At 53.3% G+C, this 26,968-nt stretch carries 17 protein-coding genes; 7 read left to right on the top strand and 10 right to left on the bottom strand.

The window, feature by feature from the left end; all coding sequences use genetic code 11:
• Positions 1-58: 58 nt before the first annotated feature.
• Entirely contained in the window at positions 59-772 is a 714-nt protein-coding gene (locus tag IE089_RS13970; RefSeq protein ID WP_189478460.1) for a DUF4377 domain-containing protein, read from the bottom strand.
• Between the two features lie 217 nt (positions 773-989).
• Here IE089_RS13970 and IE089_RS13965 point away from each other — a divergent pair, with 217 nt between their 5' ends.
• From IE089_RS13965 to IE089_RS13940, 6 genes are all read left to right on the top strand, one after another.
• The gene (locus IE089_RS13965; protein WP_189478459.1) at positions 990-3,311 is read left to right on the top strand and encodes a carbohydrate-binding family V/XII; all 2,322 of its coding nucleotides are present in this window, start codon (positions 990-992) and stop codon (positions 3,309-3,311) included.
• A gap of 255 nt (positions 3,312-3,566) precedes the next feature.
• Positions 3,567-5,147 carry an arylsulfatase gene (locus IE089_RS13960; protein WP_229802784.1) on the top strand — a complete coding sequence of 527 codons (1,581 nt, stop codon included), beginning with the start codon at positions 3,567-3,569 and terminating at the stop codon, positions 5,145-5,147.
• Between the two features lie 128 nt (positions 5,148-5,275).
• Positions 5,276-6,934, top strand: a complete 1,659-nt coding sequence (locus IE089_RS13955) for an aspartate:alanine exchanger family transporter (RefSeq protein ID WP_189478458.1) — start codon at positions 5,276-5,278, stop codon at positions 6,932-6,934.
• Between the two features lie 251 nt (positions 6,935-7,185).
• Positions 7,186-9,198, top strand: coding sequence for an amidohydrolase (locus IE089_RS13950; protein ID WP_189478457.1), 2,013 nt, complete (start codon positions 7,186-7,188; stop codon positions 9,196-9,198).
• Between the two features lie 299 nt (positions 9,199-9,497).
• Complete coding sequence (locus IE089_RS13945) at positions 9,498-9,911, top strand: hypothetical protein (protein WP_189478456.1); 414 nt, start codon at positions 9,498-9,500, stop codon at positions 9,909-9,911.
• Positions 9,912-9,920: 9 nt separating this feature from the next.
• Positions 9,921-10,100 carry a hypothetical protein gene (locus IE089_RS13940; protein WP_189478455.1) on the top strand — a complete coding sequence of 60 codons (180 nt, stop codon included), beginning with the start codon at positions 9,921-9,923 and terminating at the stop codon, positions 10,098-10,100.
• 2 nt (positions 10,101-10,102) lie between these two features.
• Here the strand turns inward: IE089_RS13940 and IE089_RS13935 are convergent, their stop codons facing one another.
• The 4 genes from IE089_RS13935 to IE089_RS13920 form a co-directional block, all read right to left on the bottom strand.
• Positions 10,103-10,963 (bottom strand): acyl-CoA thioesterase, encoded by an 861-nt coding sequence (locus IE089_RS13935; RefSeq protein WP_189478454.1) that lies wholly within the window; start codon positions 10,961-10,963, stop codon positions 10,103-10,105.
• Positions 10,964-10,983: 20 nt separating this feature from the next.
• The gene (locus tag IE089_RS13930) at positions 10,984-12,279 is read right to left on the bottom strand and encodes a TetR/AcrR family transcriptional regulator (protein WP_189478453.1); all 1,296 of its coding nucleotides are present in this window, start codon (positions 12,277-12,279) and stop codon (positions 10,984-10,986) included.
• A gap of 103 nt (positions 12,280-12,382) precedes the next feature.
• Positions 12,383-13,738 (bottom strand): MATE family efflux transporter, encoded by a 1,356-nt coding sequence (locus IE089_RS13925; protein WP_189478452.1) that lies wholly within the window; start codon positions 13,736-13,738, stop codon positions 12,383-12,385.
• Between the two features lie 57 nt (positions 13,739-13,795).
• Positions 13,796-14,368, bottom strand: a complete 573-nt coding sequence (locus tag IE089_RS13920) for a DNA-3-methyladenine glycosylase I (protein WP_189478451.1) — start codon at positions 14,366-14,368, stop codon at positions 13,796-13,798.
• A gap of 100 nt (positions 14,369-14,468) precedes the next feature.
• On the opposite strand from IE089_RS13920, the gene IE089_RS13915 reads away from it, so the two are divergent.
• Entirely contained in the window at positions 14,469-15,227 is a 759-nt protein-coding gene (locus IE089_RS13915; protein WP_189478450.1) for an enoyl-CoA hydratase/isomerase family protein, read from the top strand.
• Positions 15,228-15,235: 8 nt separating this feature from the next.
• On the opposite strand, the gene IE089_RS13910 is transcribed toward IE089_RS13915, so the two are convergent.
• From IE089_RS13910 to IE089_RS13890, 5 genes are all read right to left on the bottom strand, one after another.
• Positions 15,236-16,162 (bottom strand): FAD:protein FMN transferase, encoded by a 927-nt coding sequence (locus IE089_RS13910; protein WP_189478449.1) that lies wholly within the window; start codon positions 16,160-16,162, stop codon positions 15,236-15,238.
• Positions 16,163-16,210: 48 nt separating this feature from the next.
• Positions 16,211-19,261, bottom strand: a complete 3,051-nt coding sequence (locus tag IE089_RS13905) for a triple tyrosine motif-containing protein (RefSeq protein WP_189478448.1) — start codon at positions 19,259-19,261, stop codon at positions 16,211-16,213.
• A 29-nt stretch (positions 19,262-19,290) separates the two neighbouring features.
• Entirely contained in the window at positions 19,291-23,763 is a 4,473-nt protein-coding gene (locus IE089_RS13900; RefSeq protein ID WP_189478447.1) for a hybrid sensor histidine kinase/response regulator, read from the bottom strand.
• A 183-nt stretch (positions 23,764-23,946) separates the two neighbouring features.
• The gene (locus IE089_RS13895) at positions 23,947-24,750 is read right to left on the bottom strand and encodes a hypothetical protein (RefSeq protein ID WP_189478446.1); all 804 of its coding nucleotides are present in this window, start codon (positions 24,748-24,750) and stop codon (positions 23,947-23,949) included.
• Positions 24,751-25,032: 282 nt separating this feature from the next.
• Positions 25,033-26,964: a S8 family peptidase gene (locus tag IE089_RS13890; protein ID WP_189478445.1), complete on the bottom strand. Its 1,932-nt coding sequence runs from the start codon at positions 26,962-26,964 to the stop codon at positions 25,033-25,035.
• Positions 26,965-26,968: the final 4 nt, after the last annotated feature.

The following is a 26,968-nucleotide window of genomic DNA, read 5'->3' as shown; positions in this document are numbered from 1 at the left end:
GCAGGCGCCGCTCTCATAAAAGGCTGAGCGGCGCCAGAGTGTATGAAAACCGATAGGCTCAGTCGACTTTCTTGAAGTCAAGTAGAGGGCGTCTTTGATTGTCCATCAGTTGAAGCTTGTTTTGGTTTCGTTCAAAGTATGCGGCTGCAGACAAGGCTTTTTGATATCTATCTGCGTCACTCATATCGGCACAGAATTTCTTGGTGGATATTAGCGGGCCGAAGCGCAACTCGTCCCCCTCCAATTTCTCTATCTGAGCGCGTAATGCATTGCAGCCATCATTGCCAAACATCTGCATTGTTCGAATGTTGATCTCGAGATTGAGAGAACCAGCGCGTTTTGGCTTCTTGGGCGCCTGTGCGAATTCGTAAACAGACCAAATGTCATTAAGAGGTAGCAGAGGATCTGCCTCTTTACTGATAACTGTTACCAAGCTGTAGATCAGTGAGGATGCATCCGCAGGTAGTGGGTCAGCATCACGCTTTGTGATGCGTACGAGAAGCTTATAGATGTTTCCCGGTTCGAAATCGAACCCTTCTATCTCCTGGTAGAAGTATTCCCATTCATCACTTTGACTCTCCCGAATCCGGTAACATTGTTGAGGCCCGACCCCGACGCAATCCACTTTTGCGCTATCTAACCAAATCCGCTTTTCCATCCCCTCTGAAGACCTAAGCTCTGCGCTGCTGAGAGCAACGATTATTGCAATGACCTGAATCAGCCTGCGCTGCCAGCGCCGGCGAAATTCTGTGACTTTCAGCTCTGAAATCATAATCCTTCCTGTGTCTCAACGTCGATGGCTGCCAGTGAACCTTGGAGCCGTCACAGTAAGCAAGATAAGAAATCACCTTAGAAAATCGCCGGAGAGTATTCTCAGCGTACTTCACTCGGCGAGATTACATGATCCCAAACAAAGTGGGCCTACTCAATCACTCGCACTGGAGGAATGTGGTCTATAGTCTGTTTTGGGGGACCCGTATGGAGGCGAGATGCCATTTTTTTCAGCGCGAGTAAGTCAAAGCTTCTTTTCGATTGCAGTGAAAGCGATATTCTTTCTTGGTTTCTCTGCTTGTGCGCAGGCGACGGAATGGCCTCAGGAGATTGAGGCCAACGGTAGCACGATAACGATTTATCAGCCCCAGCCTGATTCAATTGAGGGCAGTCTCATTACCGGACGTTCCGCGCTCTCTATCACGAGCAGCGATACCGACTCGCCAACATTTGGCGTGGGCTGGTTCTCGGCGCGTCTCACCACAGATCGTACCGCTGATCTAGCTTCGTTAACTGATATTCGATTAGATCGTGCTGCCTGGCCCGATTCCAAAGACACAGAAGAACAAAGTTTGTCACGTGCAGTGGAGAATGCTTTCGCGGGCACTGTGATGCAAATGAGGCTGTCGGATATCACCGCCAGTTTAGCCGCGAATCAAAAAGCACATGAGAGTCTCGAGTCCATAAACAATACACCACCCAAAATCGTCTTTCGTGAAGAGATCTCCGTGCTATTGCTTTTTGATGGTTTGCCGCGATTTGCAGCGGTCTCAGACTCAAATTATGAACGAGCCGTAAACACAGCGATGGTTGTCGTCAGGGACAATGGCAATGGAAAGGTTTACTTGACCAACGGATCGACTTGGTATCGGTCAGCCGATCCACTTGGACCCTGGGCCCCTGCCGACAGCGTGCCACCGGATTTAGTGAGTATGGTTAGTCTCCCGACAGAGGAGGGCGCAGATAGGAACGTCGATGTTCCGGCTATCGTTACTGCTACTGAACCCACAGAGCTTGTTGTTAGCTCTGGTTCACCGAAATGGACGAGTTTAGATGGTGGAAAATTGCTCTACGTCCAAAACACTGAAACACCTTGGATACGTGATTTAGATACGGAGAATGTTTATCTTCAGCTTTCGGGCCGTTGGTTTAGATCGCAGAGTACTCGAGGCCCTTGGGTTTTTGTGAGAAGCGATAAGCTTCCGGACAGCTTTCAACTCATTCCACCGGGTTCAGATATTGGCGGCGTTCGCCATTCCGTAGCAGGCACTCCAGAGTCACATGAGGCGATTGTCGATAACCAAATTCCTCAAACCGCAGCAATCCGGCGCGATGAGGCGACGCTTAGCGTGGAGTACGATGGTGTGCCCGAGTTTAAAACCATTAGTGGTACCTCAGTCTCATACGCTGTAAACACTGGCGCGCAAGTCTTGCGCATAAACGGACGCTTCTATGTTGCTGATAATGGGGTTTGGTTTGTCGCTAAGAGCGCTGAAGGCCCGTGGGAAGTTGCCGATTCCGTGCCAGAGAAAGAGATTGCTTCGATACCAGCGTCAGCGCCCGTGTACAACACCACTCACGTACACGTCTACCACTCTACTCCCGAAATCGTATACGTGGGATATACACCGGGTTATCTGTGGTCATTCAACTACTATGGCGCGCCTGTTTATGGCACTGGCTGGTACTACCCACCTTATATCGGTCGTGTCTATTACCCGCGCACGCCGTCCTGGGGGTTTCATGTTGGATATAACCCATGGTTTGGCTGGAACTATGGTGTGAGTTGGGGCGCGCCCTTCTACCGAGCCGGAGTGACTTGGTCAGGAGGTTGGCGCCGAGGGTACCATCCCGGTCGATGTTGTTCCGGTTTTTATGGCGGTGGCTACAGGCACAACCAAATTACGGTCAACACCGGCGATATTCATATCGGCAGGTCATCGAACTTTAGGCATCAAACGCTCTCAACTGAAAGTAAGGCACGACCATACCGTCATGCCAATCTTTATCGGAATGAGGTAAACAAGCGACGCGTGCTAGATCAAACGGCAATACATAAAGACCTCAAGGTCACGCGTCCTGTGAAAGGCAAAAAGAACAACGTATATGCAGATCAAATCGGAAGGGTTGCACGGCATGATGGGGATAACTGGCAATTGCGACATGACAAAGCGTGGAAGCCGGTTGATCAACTTCACCCGAGTCGACTAGATGACGGTAGGGCGCCTCAACCAGATCGCGGAGTTAAACCGACCAGGCCACCGGCGGTGCTGCCTGCCAATAAGGCGCATACACGATCGATGGTGCCGCCGGCACATGGCATCAGTACACTCCCTGAAAATCGATCGAACATACATCACCACACGCGTCCTGCCGTCCATCCGGAGGTTGGCCATATTGCTCGCCCCCCAATGAGGCCGAGTACGCGGCCTGCCACGTTGCCCAAGAAGAGGCCGACAGCACCCAGGGCAACTGGCTCAACATCGTTTGACCATTCGCATATGAACAGACACGTTCAAGCACGACAGCGGGTGCGCTGAGGAGACTCAGCTGCTATGTTCTTCGATTATTTTCTTCTCGATGGGCAATAGGAAAGTATGCCGGACGTTAACATGACCCAAGCGTGCGACATTGTGAGATGCACGTCGATGCGACAGCGTTGTGAGAGTGCCGTAAATGTAACAATTATGCCAGCATAATGGAGAAGATAGACTAAACTTGAGGTCAAGCTCACTCCAGTGGGCAAACTTTCGTTGCTTTGAACAAGAAACCAAAATCATAGGTAAGGATTGCGTATGAATTTTCAGGCAGGAACTCGAGTATTGACGATGATCGCTCTAATGGGCGTTGCTACATTTGCACAAGGGAAATCGCCTAATATCCTGGTCATATGGGGTGACGATATAGGTTGGTCAAATCTAAGCTCATACAATCACGGCGTCATGGGATACCGCACTCCCAACATTGATAGGATCGCCGACGAAGGTGTTCTTTTCACCGATCATTACGCTCAGCCCTCTTGCACAGCCGGACGAGCTGCCTTTATCACAGGTCAGTATCCCATACGATCTGGGATGACAACGGTAGGGCAGCCCGGCGATGCGTTGGGTTTGCAGAAAGAATCGCCTTCACTGGCTGAAGTGATGAAGGCACAAGGTTACCGAACCGGGCACTTTGGCAAGAATCATCTCGGTGATCGTAATGAACATTTACCAACGGTGCATGGCTTCGACGAATTCTTCGGCAATTTGTACCACTTAAATACGCAAGAAGAATCAGAACAACGCGATTACCAGAATTTCGCGAAAGCCTACTCCGGCGACTTAGAGAGCTATGAGGCGAAATTTGGAACGCGTGGTGTTATCCACTCGTTCGCGTCAACTAAATCTGACTCAACAAAGCACCCAAGATTCGGTCGCGTCGGGAAGCAGACGATTGAGGATACTGGCCCTCTAACACAAGAGAGGATGAAAAATTTCGATGCTGGAGAGGTCATTCCCAAAGCCTTGCGATTTATGAATGACGCTAAAGAAGCAGAGGAACCTTTCTTTGTTTGGCTCAATACAAGTCGAATGCACCTTTACACACGCATTGACAATGGCTGGCTCGAGAAAGTGGAAACGATAACCAGTGAGGCTGATTACCACGGTGCAGGCATGATGCAGCACGATCACGACATGGGGATCGTTTTGGACTGGTTGGATCAACACGGATTGAGTGACGATACGATCGTTGTCTATTCAACCGATAATGGCCCAGAACACTCTTCTTGGCCTCATGGGGCTACTACGCCATTCCGTGGTGAGAAAATGACGACGTACGAAGGCGGTGTCCGTGTGCCACTTATGGTCCGCTGGCCTGGCGAAATACCCGCCGGAACAAAATTATCCGGTATTCAGGCCCATCAGGACTTGTTCACCACTTTATCTGCTGCTGCTGGCGTTCCAGACGTTGCCGAAAAAGTTATGAAAGAGAAGAAGCAATATATAGATGGCATTAATAACCTGAACTACTGGATGGGCGAACAGGCCGGCTCAAGTCGTGACCATATCTTTCACTATTACGAAAGTAAGTTAACCGCTGTCCGTATGGGGCCTTGGAAGTTTCATTTTTCAACGAAAGAGGACTATTACGCTAACGTCATTCCAAGGACGGTGCCCTTGGTGTTCAACATCCGTATGGACCCCTATGAATCTTACGATAGCTCGGATTCCTTCGGTCATCTTCTGCAGAAAGTCTCTTGGCTGATGCAGCCAATGGGAGAGCTCATGGGGCAGCATTTGCAAACCTTAGCGGAGTACCCCCCTGTTCAAGGTGGTAAAACATTCGATATGTCGAATGTGGTGGACGAGTTCATCAACAAGCCTCGTCAGTGACCAATAAGAGCCCGGATGGTTTGTACTGAGCAACCTCCGGGCGTTTGTGCCACCGTTGCAGTGCACATTAGTTCATAGAGGCTATCAGCTATTGCAGTCACTGTGCATGGAAGGAAGGTGTGGGTGCTGTGTTTGACGTCTTGATTGAATTCCTGCGTGCGCAACCTGTTCTTTTGCTTTTTACCCTGCTTTTTTTGGGGTATGTGATAGGTCGCATCAATGTTGCCGGATTCACTCTAGGCCCAGTTGCCGGGGTTTTGTTCGCCGGTATCGTTTTCGGCCATGAGGGGCTTAGGATTTCGAAAGCAGACCAAGCACTCGGTTTCGCACTCTTCATTTTCTCGGTGGGCTATCAAGCTGGCCCTCGTTTTTTTAGCGCTCTCAAGGCTGACGGTTTCAAATATTTTGCCGTATCGCTCGTTGTTGCTTTGTGCGCGGTAACAGTGGCCTTCTGTGCATCGCGCATGCTGGATATGCAACCCGGTGTTGCCGCCGGGTTGCTTGCGGGTGGATTGACAAGTTCTCCTACACTGGCGGCGGCTCAAGATGCGGTTCGCGACGCGAGTATAACGATGCCGCCCGGTTACTTGCCCGACGATATCATAGGCAATATCGCGAGCGCCTACGCGATTACCTACATTTTCGGTTTGACTGGTCTGATCACTCTCATCAGGTACTTGCCAAGGTGGCTCGGTATAGACCTGGAGGCTGAGTGCCGCGCTCTTGAACATTCTCCGTCAGATCGCCGCAATCCAATCAACATCACCACGCGTCGTTACCGCGTCGAGAACGCTCCTTTTACAGATTTACCGGTTAAGCAGTTACGGGAAAAATACGGGAGCCTATTACCGGTTGCTACCGTTCTTCGTAACGGTAAAGAGCTGACACTCGGGAGCCAGGATTTTTTGCAGCACGGTGATTTGCTTGAACTGATTGCGCCGCGCGAGTTGTTCTCAACGGATGTGCAAGAGATCGGCCCTGAGGTGCCTTTAGATTGGGATATCTCTGAGATTCAAGAGACCCGCACGGTTGTCGTAACAAACGCTGCAGCATACGGTAAGACATTATTTGAGCTCGATATTCCCAAGGCGTTTCGAGCCATCGTGCGCAAGGTTTTACGTCAGGGGGTTGAGTTGCCTCATCACGCCCAGCTTGAACTCAAGAAGGGCGATGTATTGCATGTGGTGGGCAAAAAAGAAAATTTGGTGAGTCTCGGAAAGTTTATGGGACACATCGAGGCGGATCTTCGTGAGACAGACATGCTAACTTTCGCACTCGGTATATCTGCAGGAGTACTGATAGGGCTAGTCTCGTTTCATATTGCAGGGGTTGAAATCGGTTTAGGGAATGCGGGCGGCTTGCTCACGGCTGGGTTGGTGATCGGTTACATGCACAGTGTCAGGCCCACTTTTGGCAGGTTGCCAGAAGCTACTGGCTGGTGGCTAATGGAATTTGGTTTGTTGCTATTCATGGCCGGTGTTGGCCTACAGGCAGGCGGGAGCTTCATAGAGACGTTGGCGTCATCCGGACCTTCGTTAATTGTTGCCGGTATAGCCATTACTGTAGTGCCAATTTTAGTTGCCTACTTTATAGGGGCACGTGTCCTCAAGTTGAACCCCGCGATTTTAATGGGTGCGTTAACGGGGGCCATGACCAGTGGTGCATCACTCAGTGTCGTGACTGCCGAGGCCAAAAGTGCAGTACCCGCTATAGGTTACGCAGGCACCTATGCATTCGGCAACGTGTTACTCATGGTCGCTGGACCAATGATGCTCCTGATAGGCTAATGCGTTAAGCACCACGTGTAACTTTTGGGTTACGCGAAAGGGAGCCGTGAGTCAGACAGATACAAGTGGTCACGCGGGGGTTAATCGTTTTGGTCAGGACCACGACAACACGCCGTTTCCGGCCCTCACCGTCTCGCTTATCTAATACTGTAATTGGGCAACTCACAGTTAACCTACACGTTTTAAAAAATTCTATTTATCTCGCGAGAGATTTTCACTAATCCGTAAAAGTAAGGTTTGAGGTGCGCGATATGAAAACCACGCCAATAGCAGTTTTCTTTGCCTGTATGCTGACCGTCTTCGTATGTGACTCTGTTGCGGTTCAGCAAAGTGCAACGAGTGAATCTGCGAACGCTACCATCTACCACAATGGTCACATACTTACGATGACTGGAGATGCACCTTACGTTGCAGAAGCTCTCATCGAGGAAAGTGGCCAAATCGTATTCGTTGGCACACTCAAGGATGCCAGGCAGCGTGTAGGCAGCAGTGCGGATGAGTACGATTTGGAGGGTGCGACGTTAATGCCTGGCTTTATCGAGCCCCACCTTCACCCGTCCCTGGCTGCAGTGATGCTTCAAAACGAGATTATTGCGCCGTATGACTGGAAGCTGCCATCCGGAGTGAAGAGGGGAGTCGCTGGAGAAAAAGAATTTCGTCAACGAATTACCGAATCCATTCAAGGGAACGCTTCAGCAGATGAGCTTTACTTCATCTGGGGCTATCACCAATTGTGGCATGGCTCACTGTCGCGAGACCTCCTCAATGAGATAGCTGGCGATAAACCCGTAGGCGTGATACATCGATCGTTTCACGAAATATTTTTGAACGATGCGGCGATTCATGCATTGGGGGTAAAAGAAGAAGACTTTGCTGGCAATCCGCAAGTTGATTGGGCGCGAGGCCACTTCTACGAAGGCGGCTGGTTGGCTTTGGTTCCAGCGATGGCGCCAGTGCTTCTGGAGCCTGAAAAATATCGTAAGGGCCTATCCGTGATGACGGAACTCTTGCAAGATAATGGCGTTACGACCATCGCAGAGCCCGGTTTCCCAAGCTCAGATTTTGAAACAGAACTGGCTCTCCTTTTGGCGGAAATGAAGAAAACTCCACCGTATGACGTTTATTTGATACCCAGTGGCACGCAGCTTTACGCCATGAAGGGTGGTAATCAGGAAGCCCTGGACTTCATTGAGACGCTTTCAACTACCGAAGAGTACAACACAAAAAACGTAAAATTCCTGCCCAAGCAAGTGAAGTTATTCGCTGATGGGGCGATTTACTCGCAACTCATGCAAATGAAGGATGGGTACACCGACGGCCACGAGGGTGAGTGGATGACACCCCTCCCGTTATTCGGTGAGCAGGTCGAGATGTACTGGGACAACGGCTATAAAATTCACGTGCACGCCAACGGTGACCTCGGTCAACAGATGGTCATTGACAACGTATGGCGGCTGCAGTCCGAGAATCCCAGGGACAATCATCGGTTTACCTTACACCACATGGGCTATTTTACAGACGATATGACCGAGATGATGGCGGCTTTGGGAATGGAGGCGTCAGTTAACCCGTATTACCTATGGGCACTGGCAGACAAGTATGCAGAGTATGGCCTGGGTCGTGAAAGAGCGGAGAACCTCGTGGCGCTGAGACTCCTGACGGACCGCGATATTCCTGTGTCCTTCCACTCCGACTTTTCAATGGCACCAGTTGAGCCGTTGACGCTTGCCTGGACAGCGGCTAACCGTTCAACGTCACAGGGTAACTTGTTAACACAGGACCAACGAATATCGGTGTATGCCGCACTGAAGGCAATCACAATTGATGCGGCCAGAGCCCTCAACTTGGAGTCTGAGATCGGCTCACTGGAGCCGGGGAAGGTGGCCAATTTCACAATACTTGAAGAACATCCGCTCGAGATTCCTTCGATGCGACTCAAAGATATTGCAGTACGCGGAGTCGTCTATCGTGGAGCTGTTCATCTAAACGAGGAGCCGAGAATGGCGCGCGATACCGAGAGAGTTGTGGGGGGGTACCAGGCGGTTGAAGTCGACGAGCGCGTCGAAGAGGTGGTCGCTTTCGCTATCGGCCAACTGAAAACACCTGCAACTTTGCAAAGCATATTGGACGTGCGAGCCCAAGTGGTGAGTGGTATGAACTACGATGTTACTTACAGACTCGACGATGGCGAGGTCTGGAATGCTCTCGTTTATAAGAACCTGCAGGGTAAATACTCATTAGTGCAGCAAGCAAAGAAGAATTGAGCGTTGCACCTTGACGGCGCAGTCCATACGTCTGTGAGATGCTGTCAGCCGTTCTGTAGGTGTCGGCGTTTTGGTCCATCGCCTTAGTGATTCTGAGACAGATTGCTGACTGCAGCTACGCGGGGGCACTGGCTCCACAGATCCATCGCCATGATCTCCGTGCGCCGAGAACCCTGAACGCGCAGCAGAGTGCGCCCTTCTGCGGATGGGAGATGTCCTCTTGTACTTACTACTTGAAAATGATAATTATTATCATTAATGTAGTCCCATCTAATGCAGGAAGAATAAGAGGTGATGTGATGACCCAGGGTTTTTTATGCGCACGGCACCGGGCCTGGCTGTGCGAGCAACCGGCCGCTATCGACTCAGTTTGGGAACGGGCGTACGCCACAGCGATCCTGTACCAGGAGCAGGGTGAGCCCTATCAGGCCCTGCGCCATGCGGGGGCGGCTCTTGAGGCCGCCGATATTGCGCTAACGCAGGCTGGCGTGCTGGAGCACAGAGCTATAGAGCGCTATAGCGACGCCTGCGTATTAATGGCCGGTGTGCTCAATGGTTTGGAAGATACCCGTGCGGTGAACTCCCTCGTAGAGGCCAGTGTTCAGCGCCTTGGCAGTGCGCTGACAGTTGGTGGGCCGCGAGAGATTATTCTTGCAGCCTGCAAACGGCTAACTCAATGGGTGAGTGCGCCGCACGCCCAGCCAGTGCATTGAGCGCGGGCCATGAGCACTAAAGGCGTTAGCACAGTGCAATTGGAGGTCTCGGTCACCGTGTTGGAGCGGTTGTTCCAGCACAGGGAGTTGGCCGTTGCCGAGTTACGCTGCCTGAACAGCGATTCCCAACGCGGTATTCGGACAGCGCTTGCACGTTCTCTCTGCAACTCGGCGCATAAAGAGGAGTGATGCTAGCTGTTGCCGCTGCGCACCCTGATCAGGGCTTCCTGTACCGTGGAGGCCACAAGTTCCCCCGATTGGGTAAAGAACATACCGCGACTGAAGCCGCGTCCGCCATGGGCACAGGTGCTGTCCATGGTGTAGAGCAGGTACTCGTCGGCGCGGAACGGCCGGTGAAACCAGATCGCGTGGTCCAGGCTCGCCGCCTGCAGATCCCTGCTCATGCCGGTATAGGGGTGCGGTAGGGTTGCAGCACCCAGCAGCCCAAAGTCGGATATGTAGGTCAACACGGTTTGGTGCTGGTTGAGTTCGTCACCCAGGCCAGCGGGCGCCTTGAACCACATATGCTGCACAGGATCCGCTGGCTGCGGGTCCAGGTAGTCGCGCCGGGTGATGTTGCGCCGCTCAATCGCAGGCGGTGTGATCGGCTTTATCTTATCGGGGTTTTCCTTCGCCATGCGCGCCCAGAAATCCACGTCAGACTCCACGTCCTCTGGCGGTGGCACATCGGGCATCTGCGCCTGATGCTGTAGCCCCTCCTCGGCCACCTGAAACGACACCGATGTGCTGAAAATCGCCTTGGCGTCTTGCTTTGCGACTACGCGGCGAGTCGTGAAGCTGCGTCCATCACGGATAGGATCTACTTCAAACACGATTTGCTTGTTCGGATCGCCGGGCCGCATGAAGTAGGCATGCATGGAATGCGCGATGCGGTCGCTCTCCACTGAGCGGGTTGCCGCATTCAGTGATTGGGCGAGCACCTGCCCGCCGAAAATGCGTTTGGGTTGTGAAGGGCTATTACCGACAAACAGGTATTTGTCGATGCGCTCCACTTCCAGATAAGTGAGGAGCTTCTCCAGATCAGCTGGCACAGCAATACTCCGTGGTTGGCCTACAGCGGTGTGCGGGGTGTTAGGCCGTTAAAGAAAAGATCGAAATAGTCGATGGCGGCAGCGTCGATGTCGTCCACACGGCGCCACAGACTGATATCCATTGCGGCGTTTACGGCACCGGCAATCAGGAACTGGGCGGTGTCTGTGTTAACCGCTCTCACGCTGCCATCGGTAATGCCCTGGCGCAGAAAATCGCCAAAGCGCCGGTTACTGGCGTCCGTGCGTTCCAGCAGTGCCTGGCGCCGTTGCCGGGGAATGGATGTGATGGTGTTGTAACGAATGAGCGGTCCCTGATCACTGTTTTGCACATGGAAAATGCCGCGGCAGGCGCGCTCGGTTTTACGCAGTCCGTCGCTGTCACTGCTGCCAGCTTCTTCGTAAATGGCTTCGGTGATATCCAGGGAGTAGCTGTAGCAGCTGTACAGCAGGTCTTCTTTGTTTTTGATGTGGTAATAGAACGCCCCTTTGGAGACGTTCAGGTGCTCGGCGATGTCGTCCAGCGAGGCGCCATCGAAGCCGGCGCGGTTAAAAAAGCGGGTGCCCGTTTTGAAGAACGCTTCCTGCTTCATGCGATTGCGCTCAGCTCGGTTAAACCCCTGAGCCGCTGCCGACTCCACCCGCTCGAAAGACAGCTCAGCCGGCTCGAAAGTATCCCCGGCAGGGCAGAGACCGTTGAAGATAATATTCAGTGCTTCGTCGGCCACGCTGTGCATCTGCCCTTCAGGAACAAGGTGCAGCCAGTAAAACACCCATTCCATGGAGCCGATTAACGCGCGAGTTGCTGATATGGCATCAACCTCTCGAAACTGTCCTGAGGTGCTGCCGGAGCGTATGTAGCCGCGCAGCCGCTTGAACATTTCTATATAGCTGGCCTCAATACGTTCGCGGTGGTCCTGCTTCAGCGAGGCGATTTCCAAGAGGGCGGCGCGATGGACATCGCGGCCCTCGATAGGCGCCAGCCAGGCATCGAAGTAATGCCGGATGAACTGCGACACCTGCTCGACCGGGTCCTGCGTTTGCTCGTCGATGGTATCGAGCACTGCATGGTGGTGGTCCAGCGCTGCCATGTAGCACTGGTAGATCAGGTCTTCTTTGGTTTTAACGTAGTAGTACAGGCTGGTTTTGGTGAGACCCAGGCTCTCGGCGATGTCTTTGAGCGTGGTAGCCCGCGACCCTTTGGAGTTAAAGAGCTTGGCCGCCTGCGAGAGAATGGCGACACGCTTGGCGTCGTGCTGCGCCGTTCGGTCGAAGGGTGACGAGGCACCCGTGCCTGAATCTTGCTTGTTGGAAGCCATCGATTTCGGTGTGGGGCATTAACCGCAATGCCCGCAACTTACTCCAGAGTCTGAGATTCCAACTTTAAGTATTTTTTTTGTCGCTGTCGATACCGTTACCGGGTTATGACCCTGTTCCCACCTTGATGTCTAACCATTTGTGGGACCGGTAACGGTGAATCAGCAAGATGGCCTTGAGTGAGTAATCGAATAGCATTACGGCGAATATCCAATACACCGATAGCCCCAGCGTAAAGAAGACCCAGGCGGGTATCAGACGCCCCAGCATCAGGCCGCAGAAGGTGGAAAACAGCGGGAAACGGGTGTCGCCCGCGCCGCGCAGTGCGCCCGCCAGGGCCATTTCGCAGGCCATCATGGGCTGTGCAGCAGCGATCATGTAGAGGAAGACCTTGGTGAAATGAACCACCTCGGGGTCATCGATCATGAAACGGGCCAGGGGGTCGGCAAAGACCACCAGCACAATCGAGCCGCTCACCATCGCCAGTAGCGCCAGGCGCAGCGAGCGCCACCCTGCGGCGACGGCCAGTTCGGGGCGCCCGGCGCCTAACTGCTGGCCCACCAGTGTGGCGGCCGCAATACCAAAGCCAAAGCCAATCACGATCGGGAAGGACACAATGCTGATTCCGATACCGTAGGCGGCGTAAGCGTTGGTGCCGTAATGGGCCAATATGCCGAAGAACACCAGGAACGAGAGCTGGATAATCGCCTGCTCAACCATCGCTGGGGCGCCAATTGTAATCAGCTCCTTCACTTGCCGCATATTTACGGCCAGCTCGCGCAGGGGTAGGAGTTTGAAGCGGCCTCGCCACCAGAAAGCAAGGAAGACCAGCGTTACTGTGAATCCGGCAGAGCCGCCACCCAGTGCAATACCCGAAACCCCCATGGCAGGCAGAGGTGAGTAACCCAGTGCAAGTATCACCCCGAAGGTGATGTTCAGAATGGAACTGGCCAGCAGGAACCACAGGGGCGTGATGACATCGCCCGTGGCGCGCAGCGCCGTCGACAGCATCATATTCAGGGCAGAGGAGATACTGAACACGCCCAACCAGAAGATGAAGCCAGAGGCGGAGAGGGTAGTGGGCTCATCCAGACTGAAGAGCGAGGCAATGGCCGTGGGTACCAGCAGCGTGGGTAATGCCAGTAAGGCCGCAAATATCACCGACACCTGCATTGCGCTCCACGCTGCGCGCTCGGCCTGGCGTACCTGCTCCGCGCCCCAGGCACGGGCAACTGTTGCGGTGGCGGCCACCGACAAGCCCATGAGCACCGCTTGGATCAGGAAGAAAACGCGATGACCCGTGGTAACAGCGGCAACCGCAGAGGTGCCCAGCTCAGCGGCAATCCGAATATGGGCAAAGCCCACCGTTGTGAACAGCAGGTTCGACAGTATCGTTGGCCAGGCCAGTTGCCAGACCTTGCGGCTGGTGGACTCGCTCTGATTTGGGAGAGACTGCGACACGCGTGGCACTCTGTTGACGGTGGCGTATTCTAACAGCGTTCCCGGTTATAGGTTTGCTCAGGCCAGGGCAGCACACTCCGCGTGGCGAAAACAGGTGACAAGATGATCGTTCACCATGCCGGTGGCCTGCATGTGCGCGTACATAATCGTTGAGCCGACGAAGGTGAATCCGCGACGCTTCAGGTCTTTGCTCAACGCATCGGATATGGGGCTGGTGGCGGGCAGCTGATCCAGCGCGGAAAAATCATTCTGGATGGGGCGCCCATCGACAAAGTCCCAGATGTAATCTGAAAAGCTGCCGAACTCGGCCTGAACCTCTAAAAAGGCGCGCGCGTTCTTTCGGGCACCGTGCACCTTAAGCTTGTTGCGGATGATCGCAGGGTTGGTAAGCAGTTTATCCAGCGCTTTGTCGGATAGTTTGGCGACCTTTTTGGCATTGAAGTCTGCAAAGGCTTTTCGGTAGCCCTCGCGTTTGCGTAAAACTGTTATCCAGGCAAGGCCCGCCTGCGCGCCCTCCAGCAGCAAGAACTCGAACAGTGTTTGATCATCGCGCACCGGCACTCCCCACTCGGTATCGTGGTAATCCATGTAGAGTGGATCTGTGCCGCACCAGCCACAGCGTTGGTTCATGCTTGTCTCCGTACATTCGGTGTAGGTCTGAAGATAACCCGATTGTGGCTGGGGGTGTACGGGTATGCGACACTCAGCGCCGGTTTTTTGGGAGACGACAATGGCAGACACGATTAGCTTTGAACAGCAGGGAGCTATTGGCATCCTGACACTGAACAACCCCGACAAGCACAACTCGCTGGGTAAGCAAGAGCTGGACGGCATTCAGGCAGTGCTGCGCAGCGTGCAGAGCGATAACGCTGTGCGCGCGCTCATTGTTACCGGCACAGGTGATAAGACATTCTGTGCGGGCGCGTCTCTTGCTGAACTGAACGCTGGCGATATTTCCGGTGACGATTTCCAGGCGACCACAGATATGCTGGCAGCACTCCCGATTCCTACAGTCTGTGCGTTTAACGGCAATGTGTATGGTGGTGGTAGTGAGTTGTCTCTGAGCTGCGACTTCCGTATTGGCTTTGATGGTATGAAGCTTCGGGTGCCGGCTGCGACCATTGGCCTGTGCTATCCCATTAGTGGGATACAGCGATTTGTAGAACGCCTGGGCGTGGGCCCTGCCAAACGCCTGCTGTTGGCGGCCGAGTTTGTCGACTCGCGACAGCTATATGAGATGGGCTTTCTCGACCAACTGGTAAACCGGGAAGCGATCGGCCAGGCGAGCATGGACTATGCGGCCACACTGGCAGAGCGAGCACCGATGGCGGTGGCAGCCATGAAAAAAATCATTAACCACGTGGCAGCGGGCACGCTGGACATGGATGATGCACAAGCGTTGGCGAAAGAGTGCAGCGACTCTAAAGACCTGCAAGAGGGGTTTGTGGCGCAACGCGAGAAGCGTGCGCCGGTATTCAAGGGGTTGTAAGCACTGGCCTAGCTGAGCTTCATGGTGCCATGACATTGAAGCTCACAATCAATCGCGAACCACGGCATGTCGAGTGTGTTCAGCCACTCAAGCGCATCGGCCTCTGACTTGAGGCGCGCAATGGTGGCGGCGGTGTAGGCATCAAGGACCTTCTCAGATCGGATAGCCACGCTTAGCAGCCCATCAATGGGTTGCCCCGTATCTGGGTCTATGGCGCGCCCGTGGCGGGCGTTCTGTAGGATCAAGGGTCGCTCGTAGTTGCCACGCATGCTCAGTGCGGCGTCGTTTATCTTGGTGCGAGCCACAGCGCTGCTGCGCCCTTTGGGGAAGCGTATACCGTGGAGCCAGTTCGAGTGATCGCCTTGGCGACCTATCGCCGCCGCGTCTCGACTGAGATCTAGCAGCGCGCTCACGGCGCCGGCTGCTCTCAGGGCGCGCACCGCACAATCCAGTGCATAGGGGCGAACCGTGCTATCAAGATCCAACAAAGTGGCGGGGCTTGCTAGCGCGACACCCTCGGACGATACATTGATGTTGGAATAACCCGTGGCTGCAGCCACTTGACGAGCCCGCTCGCTCGTCTGCTCGCTGACGGCGGTATCACCGTAAAGCGCCGATACCATCTGCAGGGTAGGATCGAACCTTTGGTGCGTTTCGTCCCTGATGAGGGCAATCAGGCTGAACAGGCTGCGCGTTTCCGCATCAATCGGAATGACCTGCCCTGAGCCCGCAGATTGATTCACGGCGTACACAATGCTCTTGGGATGCTTGGCTGCGAACTTCACCTCCAGCCGATGCAGTTCACCCAGCGCTGCCGAGATGGCTGCCTCAGCAATCCCGTCGCTGTTATCGACAACAATATGGCAGGGCCGACCCAGGGCCGTGCCTCTGAATTGCAAAGTGTTGCCGACGTTCTTGTAGTTTCCTGCTGTCATCCGTACGTTATAGCAGCGCTAGGTGGATATAGGTCAGTTTCATTCATATCACCGCAGGAGGGGCTCCGGTCGCAGGAACTCACAGCCTAGCGCAAACAGTGTGTCGCTACACTTCGCGTCGTGGTCCACATCAAGTGATTCAGCGATGTCCGACAGATTCTCTTCCAGCCAGGGTTGGTCTGTGAGCCATTGAGCAATCGAACCACCTTGTTCGGCAGTGAAAGAACCTCTCAGAACCCATCCGACCCGGTTAGTGTCTGTGATAACCGGTTCTGACAGAGACAGGTTGAGTAAGGCAACCGCCGGGCTCAGTTCCGGCGTGGCTCTTTTGGCAAGAGCAATGAGGTAGTGGATAAGCAGAGCACATCGAAGGGCGTACGGAGCTGGTTGCGTCAGAGTGCTGATCTCCACGGTACAAATCACCCGTGAGGCGAGGGACTGGTCGGCATCAATATGAATGTCGATCAGCTCATTGGTATAGCTTTCCACGTCGAAGTGGATATCGTTTTCAAAGCCCTCGACATTACGCTCAAACGCCAGCAGGGAAAGCGAGAGTTCACGGTCAGGCGTCGATTTGCCGCCATTGGGTGGCGGCACGAGTTGCTGAACGAGAGTAAGCAGGTCTGTGGTATGTGCGTTGTACTTCGAGAGTATCTGTTCCTGAATTTCAATTTCGTCTTGCACTTCTTCCAGTAGCAGATCGTTTTGCTGGCTGATATAGGCATTCATCCGCCGGGACATAGTTTGGACTGCCATACGCAAGTACCAACGGCGAGCCATGATTGCCGCAGCGATTGCTAGAACGATGTAAGCTGCGAATGCGTAGGTGGTTAGCCACCAGGGCTTGAGCACAGTAAACGAGAGCACTAATCCTTCGCGATTCCAGCGCCCGCTGGAGTCGGAGCCCTGAACGTGGAAGATGTAGTTACCGGGTGGTAGTGCTGAGTAGTTCACCTCACTGGTACTGCCGGATTCAACCCACTCGTCGTTGTACCCTTGTAGGCGGTAGCGATAACGCGTCGCGTCGGCCTGGAAGTGTTCCATAACGGCGAAGTCCAACAATATGCTGCGGTCACCGTAGTGCAGCTCAAGGTGTGGAGGGATGTTCCCACTTTTAACAAAATCCGCAGTGAATACAGCGCTATGTATGCGCTCGAACATCATTTTTGGCGGGTCTACAGGTGCCCCGGGCAAACTACCTTCAAACACATTGAAGCCATTGCTCCCACCGAAGTAGAGTCTGTCGCGAGAGTCCTTGAATACGGCGCCGACGTTACAGGATTTGCTTTGAAGGCCATCGCGTAGCGAAAACCTGTGCGTCGTCTCAAATCTATCATTGGTGACTATGATCCCGTCGGAAGTGGAGAACCAGTAGTGGTTTTCTTTTTCGAGGACGCCGCAGGCTATTGCTTCGGCCAGCTCATTGTTGGGTGGTCTCTTCAAAGCTAAGGATCTTGGTTGTTCCTCCAATCGCTCGGCCATCCAGATGCCGTTGTCCAAGGTTGATATGATCATGTAATGCCCAGACTGTATCCATTCTAGACTGACCATCGTGCCAATAGGATGACCGCCTGAATTGAAACTGACGCGTTGAGACGTGCCATCTTTAGTCCAATAGACAAAAAGAGCATCCTCATTCCCATAGTAAAGATAGTCTTTTACTCGTTTGCTTATAAGCGTTACTCGGCTGGGGGATTCGTCCGCTTTGAAGCTTTCTCGCGACTCTTTGTCGAGTATGTATAGCCCTTCGTTAAGTGTGGCCAATAAAACGTGCTGGCTGTCCTGAATAGTCCGTATCGCAGGTATTGGCTTGTTTGGGAGATAGCTCTTAAACTCTGATTGATCTTTATCGATACTCGCTGATTTGGCCGCTACGACCCCGTGCTCTCTGAGGCCGATCCAGATGTCATTCTCGATACTCTCGATTGTCATCGCACGTTCATCGGGCAAACCTCTCAGCCTCGAGAAAGTCGATAGGGCACTAGAACTTTTGCTAAAGCGAAAGACGCCACTGTATGTGGCAATCCAAATGTTTTTGTTCTCATCCTCCGTGAAATTCAGAACTTCATTCGATAGCCTGTGGCTTTGATCATTGAAGCCGTCGAAAAGCCCCTTGCTTAGGTAGTTGAGGCCCCGATATGTGCCAATGAGATAGCCGCCCTTTAAAGGCGAGATGGTGAGAACATGATTATTGGACAGCTCAGAGTTGTCTTTGCCTAACTCGGTCAAGGGCTGGGTTTTGCCTCGTGGGACAACCGCGATACCACCATCAGTGCCGATAATGTAATGATTAGGCTCCACTACTAATTGATCAGCGGATTTTTGACTGAAGGTCTGGCTCACAGAATAGCGCTGACTGTTGAGCGTGTTGATGCCTTCTAGTATTCGCCCGTTCTTTGTAAGAACTGTGATACCGCCCTTGCTACCGATATGGAAGTCACGGAACTCGGTACCTTCGCCAAACTCTAGCGCCTTAACTTTTTCTTGAACCGTGAAATTTTCAAGGTCGATTCGTAACAGGGAAGATTGGGTGAGCCCGTAAAGAACCGAGTCATTCAGTTCCCGCAGCGTTAAGAGTGGTTTATCGAGCAGTTTGTCACCCGACTTCCACGCAAAAGACACGTGGCCACCTAACTCATAATCGTATGCGGCAAGGAAACCTAGGCCCCAGAGCCAAATTTTGTCGTGACCCTGGAGAATGCCCAAAACTTTGGCGTCAGCGTAGTTGCGAAACCATGGCGTATCTATAACCCGCAGTTGGTCGCTGTCTACTCTGGCTAGATATCCCGTTTCAGTGAGGATCCATATTTCCCTGCCGGAATCTTCCTGAACTATATCCCTTATGATTTGGCGTCCAAATAACGGATCTAACCCGTCCACAATCTCAGTTGAATAGAACTTACCAGCGATAAGCACTTGAAGCCCTGTGAGCGAGCCAACCCATACTTTGCCGTCGGTGTCGGAGACAACGCTCGTTATAGAGGTCTCCGTCAATTTTTCCGGGTGAAGTTGGTGAATGCTCCACCGAGCATTCACACTCAGAGTGCAAACAAGCAGTAGTAAAGCGCTAACAAAGGAAAACATTCTTGCTTTTGTCATCCTTGACGTATCGCTCCGGCCCCGTGTGTCTATGTTCGCCCTAGGGTGGAGCTTGCCCTAGAAAATTCGTCTATAGCATCTCGGAAGACATCCAAATCTAACTCGGGGAAAGTATCTGGATTCCGCTTACACTTACGTTCTATTGCTTCAGAAAGCAGTTTAACGTTGAGAGCCCCAATGTTGGCACTCATTGATTTCAGTGCGTGAGCTGCCTTTCTGAGCGCTTCTGTGTCCTGCCCAGAGGACGCAGATTGCATCTCAGTCAGCAGCGCACTGGATTGGGCTTGAAACCCTTCCACCATGGGCTGGAACATAGCTTTGTTTAACTGAGATTCGAGATCGAGCAATCCGTTTATGGTTGGCTTGTCTAGTACTGTAGAGCTATTGTCAGGTTCTTGGTCTCTAGCGCTGTGGTCGATCTCGGACGCATCACTGAGGCGAGTATAGGCTTGCTCGTGAGTCAGTAGGCCGTGATCTTGCAATACGGTTTTCAGGTCTTCTATCTTGAATGGTTTTGCAATGTAGCCGTCAACTCCTGCTTCGTATGCACGGCGCACTGATTCCTCTGAAGTAGACGCCGAAACCGCCACTACTGGTGTCCGTTCCATGCCGGTGGCGTTTTCATGCTCTCTTATTCCTGCTGTCGCAGCATATCCATCGAGAACTGGCATCTGACAATCCATGAAGACAATATCGAACTGGCCGGTGCCGTACTTCTCTATCGCCTCAAGCCCGTTATCAGCGAATTCGACTGATAGTCCAAGAATCTGCAGCATTTCACGCGTGATCTCTTGGTTGAGAGGTACGTCCTCTGCTACTAATGCCTGTACGGAAGTGATGTCTTGTGCCGGACGGTGGTTTATTGATACGTCGCTAGCTGGTTGCAGTGCTTGGTGTCGATGGTCGCGCAGTTCGGTCAGTGCTTCTCTTAGGTTTTGCTCTGTGATTGGGTAGGGCAGTACCGCTCTACAAACGTCTGAGAACTTGTCTTGTAAGCCCAGGGGGGCGCCTACGATTGTTTGCTCCGCGGCTCTAAACACAGTCGAGTGTTCGTTCGATTGCTCGATTTCTTCATAATCGAGGAAAGTAAGTTCAAGGGATTTACCGTCGCGATCATGAACTGATGATTCTCGATGTTCCATTATTTCAAAGCCAGCTCTGACCAAGTGTGAGCAGATCATTGCTTTTCGGTCTTTATCAGCACAGACAATGGCTGCTTGTGCACTCTCCTCTTCGAGGGAGCTATCATCCGAGAGGTTTGTTGCTTCTAGCGCAATATCCACCGAAACCGATGTGCCTTTGCCAAGCCTGGATTCAATTGACATGGTGCCACCCATTAGTTCCACTAGACTCTTGCTTATTGAGAGCCCCAAGCCCGTACCACCGTATTGCCTTGAAGTACTTGCATCGGCCTGTGTGAAAACTTCGAATATGTGTCCCAGCTTCGAGGACTCAATGCCTATCCCCGAGTCATTCACAGTTAAGCTGACCGAGTGCTTGTCACCTAAGGCCTGTTCTTGAACATGAATGCTGATCGTCCCAGCCTCCGTAAACTTGATCGCATTGCTTAACAAATTTGTAAGTACCTGCCGAATCTTCGCTTCGTCTCCCAAAAGGGTGGTTCTTGATGGACTGACAACAGTCGTGAGATTAAGTCCCTTTCTTTGTGCTATGTGTGCGTTGAGGAATGCTACATCGTCTACGATGGAGGATACGGTGAGTGGAGCTAGCGTGAGCTCTGCTTTGCCAGCTTCGATCTTTGAGTAGTCTAAAATTTCATTAATGAGCCCTAGCAATGAGCGTCCGCTCGCGAGCGCAGACTCAGCAAAGCGTGATTGTTGCTTGGTTAACCCGGTGTTCATCAGTAGCTCAGTCATGCCTATCATTCCGTGCATAGGCGTTCGAATTTCGTGACTCATAGTAGCTAGAAACTCAGACTTGGCATTGTTTGCATCTACCGCTGCGCGTCGGGCAATTTCCAGATCATTTGTTCTCTCAGCTACGCGATCCTCCAGTTCCCGCTGCCTGGTGATTAATTCTGTCGATTGTCGTTTCTGTCTGAGAAGAATCAGATAGATGACCGAGAGTGCGGCGAGCACGTAGAGTGCGTAGGCCCAAGGAGACAGCCAAGGAGGAGGGGAGACATGAACGTTGATTTCCCGTCCATTCCAATTCCACACGCCGTCTGAGTTGGACGCTGCGAGCGACAACTTGTGTGTGCCGGCTGGCAAAGTGGTAAAGGACGCGGAGCTTGCGTCTCTCGAGATGATCCAGTCTTCGTTCAAACCTTCCAATTTATAGGCGTATTGCACGAGAGCCGGGTTGGAGTAATCAGCAGCGAAAAAGTCCACGCTAATCATTGTGTCCTGATAGTCTAGAAACACGTCGGTTACGTCAGCATAGTTCTCTCCGATCGTCCTTACCTCGTTCATTATTCTTATTTCTGAAATCTCGATTTGTGGCGGTGGGCTATCTGCGATTTGATTGTTTGCCTGGATCTGGTTGAACCCCCTGGGCCCGCCAAAGTAAACGCGACCAAGTTGATCAGTAAAAGAAGCTCCCATATTGAATTCTGTGTGTTGGAGTCCATCGGCTATATCGTAATGCCTCGCTTCCAAACTCTCGGCATCTAACTGAGTTAGTCCTTTGTTGTGAGATAGCCAAAGACTGCCATTTGCATCCTCCTGAACTCCGTAGATGCTGGCGCTGGGCAGGGAGACGTTCTCAGAGTAATGACTGAATGTGGGGTTGTTATTCTTTCTGTCCTCCAACGACCACATGTTAAGTCCGCCACCAGCAGTGCCGATCCATAGATTGCCCTGCTCATCTTCATGGAACTCCCAGACGAGATTGCTCGAGAGGCTGTTGATGTTGCCCCTCTCGGAGTAGTAGCGTTCCGCAATGCCAGTGTCTAGATCCAGTCTATTGAGTCCATCCTGAGTCCCGATCCAAACGTAACCTAGAGAGTCTTGGAAGACAGCGAGCACGTTGTTGCTACTAATGCTTCTGGGGCTGTCCGGGTTGTATCTGTAATTTCTGAAGGATTTATCGCCTGGATTTATACTCCCGATTCCACCGCCATATGTTCCTACTAGTATCTGGCCGCCGATAGTCGCGGTAATCGATGTTATGCCGTTGGCACCGATTGATCCTGGATCTTCCGGGTTATGTTGAAAGACATCTGTCTCTCCAGTAGAGAGATCGATGACGTTAAGGCCGCCCTCGAACGTGCCCACCCAGAGCGTGTTCTTGTGCCCGAGCAGTGACATGACGGTCGTATCGGAAATGCTGGGAAAGGTTTCCCGCGTTATCCAGGTCACGTCGCCGGATGCGAAATCATAATTGTTTAACCCATCGTCAGTGCCAACCCATAACGTATTCGGCCCAGTCTGTGCAAATGCATTGACCGAGCTATCTGAAAAACCGTTTCTCTCAGCATCAAAACTTGCTATCCCCGATGATATTCCGACGGCAAGACCAAATTCCGTTCCAACCCAGAGCACCCCTTCGCGAGATTCAAAGGTCCCGTAGGTACCATCACTCGGGAGGTCCGAGTTAATCTGGCTGTAGCAGTTAAAGCGACTGCTGGCGCTTCTCTTCAGACAAAGCCCATTAGCGGTGGCAGCCCACAAATTTCCGGATTCGTCGATGAACAGACTTCGGACAAGGCTGGACGTGATCTTTCTGTAGTCCTGCTCATCTGCCCCATAAAGTTGATAAGAGTTATCTTCACGATTGAGGCGAGTGATGCCGAATCCGGATGTTCCTATCCATATAACGTTGTCGTCGGCTGCAATGGATGATACCTCCGGGGGTGACGAACCGGGACTGGCATTCATGAAAGCTATGGGTGATATCTGCCCGGTATCGTCTTTATGGCTTTCGATTCTCAGAACGCCGCCGGACTCAGTGGCGATCCATATCAAGCCATCATAAGACTCAGCGAAGTTATTTACCGTTCCCCAATATTCGCCCGCTCTCAGGTTGGGTCGGAAGTGGAAGTACTCGTCGTTGATCGGATCGAAGCGAGTGATTGCGTTATCGTGACCGAGCCAGATATGACCGTCAGTGTCTGCATGGATAGCGTAAATGTCATCGGAGGCTATGGAGATGCCGGGATTGGCCGGATCGAACAGAATCTTTGAAAAGCCTTTCTGAACTTCATGGAACCGATTCAGACCGCCGCCGACTGTAGAAACCCAGACAGTGCCTCTGAGATCTTCGGCGATCCCTGTGACGTCGTTTGATGAAATCGACAATGCGTTTGTAAGAGAGTATTGGTACTGCTCTACTTTTGTACCATCGTAGCGATTCAGCCCATCCTGTGTGAGTAACCACAAATGGCCGCTAGAGCTCTGAAACGTCTCCCTCACGTTCTGTTGGGTGAGAGAAGCATTTATTGGCGAGGGTGAGAAAGCGAAGTCCGCCTCATCGCCCAAAACAACGTGCAGTGGAGCGAGAGCTAGTACAAGGGCGGCTAGAACCCGTAATGATCTGTACAAGGACGGTCTCCGGTGTATGCGCCGGAAAAGTGTACTTAATTCAGTATCTGGGGGCTATAAATGATCGGGCAGATACTACTTATTGCAAACTGCCATGGTGCAATGGGTGCCCAACGTTAAGGCTTGGCAGGGTGGCCTGCGCGATTCGTGCAGGCCACCTCTGTGATCATCAATAAGCGAGTTCTAGCGGATACCCCACTTCATGCCGCTCTGGTCAGCAGTGTTGCGGATGCCCCACTTCATGCCGCTCTGGTCAGCAGTGTTGCGGATGCCCCACTTCATGCCGCTCTGGTCAGCAGTGTTGCGGATGCCCCACTTCATGCCGCTCTGGTCAGCAGTGTTGCGGATACCCCACTTCATGCCGCTCTGGTCAGCAGTGTTGCGGATACCCCACTTCATGCCGCTCTGGTCAGCAGTGTTGCGGATGCCCCACTTCATGCCGCTCTGGTCAGCCGTGTTGCGGATACCCCACTTCATGCCGCTCTGGTCAGCAGTGTTGCGGATACCCCACTTCATGCCGCTCTGGTCAGCCGTGTTGCGGATACCCCACTTCATGCCGCTCTGGTCAGCAGTGTTGCGGATACCCCACTTCATGCCGCTCTGGTCAGCAGTGTTGCGGATACCCCACTTCATACCCGCCTGAGTCGCTGCATTGCGCACTCCCCAAGCATTAGAAGTAGCTACAGACTTCGCGCCTCGCGCTTGAGTCTCTTGTTTGGCGTTATCGCCTTGCCACTTGAAGCCGCTGTCACGGCGATCCCATGACTGTGAAACATGCAGCTTTGAGTCCTGCTTGCCAGCCCCCCACTTATAACCCGCCGCAGAATTGGTGTAGTTGGCCTGCTGGGCCAGCACCTGGGCTACCTTGGTTACGCCGCTGGTTGGTGTCTGCGCCGAAGAGTCGGCGGCAGAGGCCGACCAGCTGATGAATGCCGAGATCGCGGTCACGGCCAGAGTGGTGGTCTTTTTTGAAGTGATGCCTTTCATAACGCAGTCCCCTAAAATTTTGTGATGTAGATCGCAAGTATTGAAAAAGAAGTTTGTTCGTTTCTAACGGAGGCCTAATAATATAAGAGGCAGGAGGACTGACCCCAATGGGTTAGTGCCGTTGTTAGCTGATGGTGCAGTCAGGTATTCCAACGGCACCCGATTCGCCTAAGCGGTTGTTTTTTAAACAGAAACTGAATTAGATTAATCGTTGGGTGTGTCGCTGCCCCAAATGGGGTAATTCTCGAAGGCTGTCGCGCCGTGACGCCGGCGCCAAATGTGCTACTGCCCGGCTAATGCGCGTATTTTTTCCCGTTCCTGGGCGTACACTTCAGCCCAATCAAAAGGGCCATCTCCCTGGAGTGCAGATCCTCTGCCGCTCGAAGGCCGTTCCACGAACTCTTTAACACCCCACCGTATTCGAGTATCGGGCTCGTCTATGGCAGTGTCCCTGGCCAGCATCTGGTCTAGCCCTGGGAGGCTAACCTGGTCGTCGCCGTCTACGATGGCCGGTCCCTCGTATTGCGCCCTGCCGGCCAAATCTGCCGCCAGATCCAATTCGCTGTTGCCGCAGCCAGTGTCGCCCAGCGTTATTGCTCGCTGCAGGCTCACGTATCCCAGGCCCTGCTTAAACGGGCTGTAGGCCAATAAGCCCTCGCTACTGATCGCGAGCTCGGCGCTGCTGGTGAATTTGCATTTAACGTCGTCGGGTGACAATTCGGGCTGCAGCTGCAACAGCAGCGCAGCAAGCCCCGAGACTAGAGCGCTCGCCTGCGAGGTGCCTGTCATCACGAACTCGCCCGTAGGCAAAAAGTACTCCGGGTTTGTCTGGGCGATGGTCGAACCGGGGCGCGTTACGCCGGTAATGTGACCACCGGGTGCCACAATGTCGGGCTTAATGTGGCCGGTGGGTGTGGGCCCCTGCGATGAGAAATCCGGCACGTAGTCGTCGTCGCGGGTATCGATGGTCCAAGAATCCGTCACCGCGCCAACGGTGATGATGTAGGGCAGGTTGCCCGGGGAGCCTACCGTCATGGGTTCGGGGCCTTCGTTGCCCGCTGCTGCCACCACAGTAATGCCATCGGCCCAGGCCCGCATCACTGCCTGATTAACGGGATCCAGCCAGTAGGGCCAGCGTGGTCTGGCGGCAAACGATAGATTGAGTACTCTGATCCCGTATTTTTCCCGGTTATCTACCACATACTGCACACCGCGAACGATATCGAGGAAATCGCCCTGGCCCTCAATATCGAAGGCTTTCACCGCAATCAGTGATACGTCCGGGGCGATACCCTTGAATCCTCCCGTGTGCGCGCCGCCTTGCAGAGTGGGTTCGCTGTGCGCCAACACGCTGGTCATGTGAGTGCCGTGGCCGCTTTCATCAAACACTTCCTCGGATTGTTCCTGGCCGGTGATGGCATCGTAGCGAGCGAGTATGCGGCTGTTTCCGGCAGTGTTCAGGGTGAGGGCAGGGTGTTCCCACAATCCGGAGTCCAGCACCGCCACCGTCACGCCATTGCCGGTAATACCCTGTTTATGGAGTGCGTCGGCGCCGGCCACTGTGGCGTAGTAAAAGTCCTCGTGGTTGTTCGGATAGCCCGGCACGAGTTCGGTGGTGCAGTCTGTTCCTGCACTCACGCTGAACTCCAGGTCGCTTTGTGACAGCGCCTTGAGGTCATTGGAGACGATCGAGAGTGTGTTCTCACCCGGCGCAAGCACCAGCTCGCCGTCCTCCAATGACTTCTCTACCGGCAGAGTCTGGTTCATAGCGAAGGGTTTTGAGGCCAGTTTAATGTCTGCTGTTGTCTGGCTTGCGGTCGGCCAACTAATCGCGACCCGGGTCAAGCTCAGCTCACGGTCAGACTTGTTGAACAGCGACCAGGTCGCTGTGTCGCCTTGTCGCACAACTTCCAGCGCGCCGCCCAAGGGGCAATCATCAGTCGTGGCTTCAGGTGGAATCTCCAGCGCCAGGTCGTCGATATAGCGGGCGATACGCGGGTCATTCCGGATGGTGTCGAATTGCGCCGGCGTCAGCCGGGCACCCACGGCATCAATGATTGGCAGATGGTGTGTGAGCGTGCCGCCCGCCTGTTCCGCGAGGGTCGCCATGGTTTCTGCAGATTCGCCCTGCAGCATTACATGCAGCAGGCCTTGGGCATCTGTGGGGCGGGGTGGGTTCTCGTCAGCGACGGCTGCGCAGGTCGCAAACAGCAAGCAG

Origin of the sequence: Parahalioglobus pacificus, assembly GCF_014652275.1 — a bacterium.
Taxonomy (GTDB): Bacteria; Pseudomonadota; Gammaproteobacteria; order Pseudomonadales; family Halieaceae; genus Parahalioglobus; species Parahalioglobus pacificus.
Note: the sequence above shows the minus strand (reverse complement) of the source record. Positions and strands in the feature narration are given on the sequence as shown.

Bases quoted from the DNA above. Each gene is read 5' to 3' on its own strand.
- IE089_RS13970 (WP_189478460.1), bottom strand. From the start codon at position 772: ATGATTTCAGAGCTGAAAGTCACAGAATTTCGCCGGCGCTGGCAGCGC.
- IE089_RS13965 (WP_189478459.1), top strand. From the start codon at position 990: ATGCCATTTTTTTCAGCGCGAGTAAGTCAAAGCTTCTTTTCGATTGCA.
- IE089_RS13960 (WP_229802784.1), top strand. From the start codon at position 3,567: ATGAATTTTCAGGCAGGAACTCGAGTATTGACGATGATCGCTCTAATG.
- IE089_RS13950 (WP_189478457.1), top strand. From the start codon at position 7,186: ATGAAAACCACGCCAATAGCAGTTTTCTTTGCCTGTATGCTGACCGTC.
- IE089_RS13945 (WP_189478456.1), top strand. From the start codon at position 9,498: ATGACCCAGGGTTTTTTATGCGCACGGCACCGGGCCTGGCTGTGCGAG.
- IE089_RS13940 (WP_189478455.1), top strand. From the start codon at position 9,921: ATGAGCACTAAAGGCGTTAGCACAGTGCAATTGGAGGTCTCGGTCACC.
- IE089_RS13930 (WP_189478453.1), bottom strand. From the start codon at position 12,279: ATGGCTTCCAACAAGCAAGATTCAGGCACGGGTGCCTCGTCACCCTTC.
- IE089_RS13920 (WP_189478451.1), bottom strand. From the start codon at position 14,368: ATGAACCAACGCTGTGGCTGGTGCGGCACAGATCCACTCTACATGGAT.
- IE089_RS13915 (WP_189478450.1), top strand. From the start codon at position 14,469: ATGGCAGACACGATTAGCTTTGAACAGCAGGGAGCTATTGGCATCCTG.
- IE089_RS13910 (WP_189478449.1), bottom strand. From the start codon at position 16,162: ATGACAGCAGGAAACTACAAGAACGTCGGCAACACTTTGCAATTCAGA.
- IE089_RS13905 (WP_189478448.1), bottom strand. From the start codon at position 19,261: ATGACAAAAGCAAGAATGTTTTCCTTTGTTAGCGCTTTACTACTGCTT.
- IE089_RS13895 (WP_189478446.1), bottom strand. From the start codon at position 24,750: ATGAAAGGCATCACTTCAAAAAAGACCACCACTCTGGCCGTGACCGCG.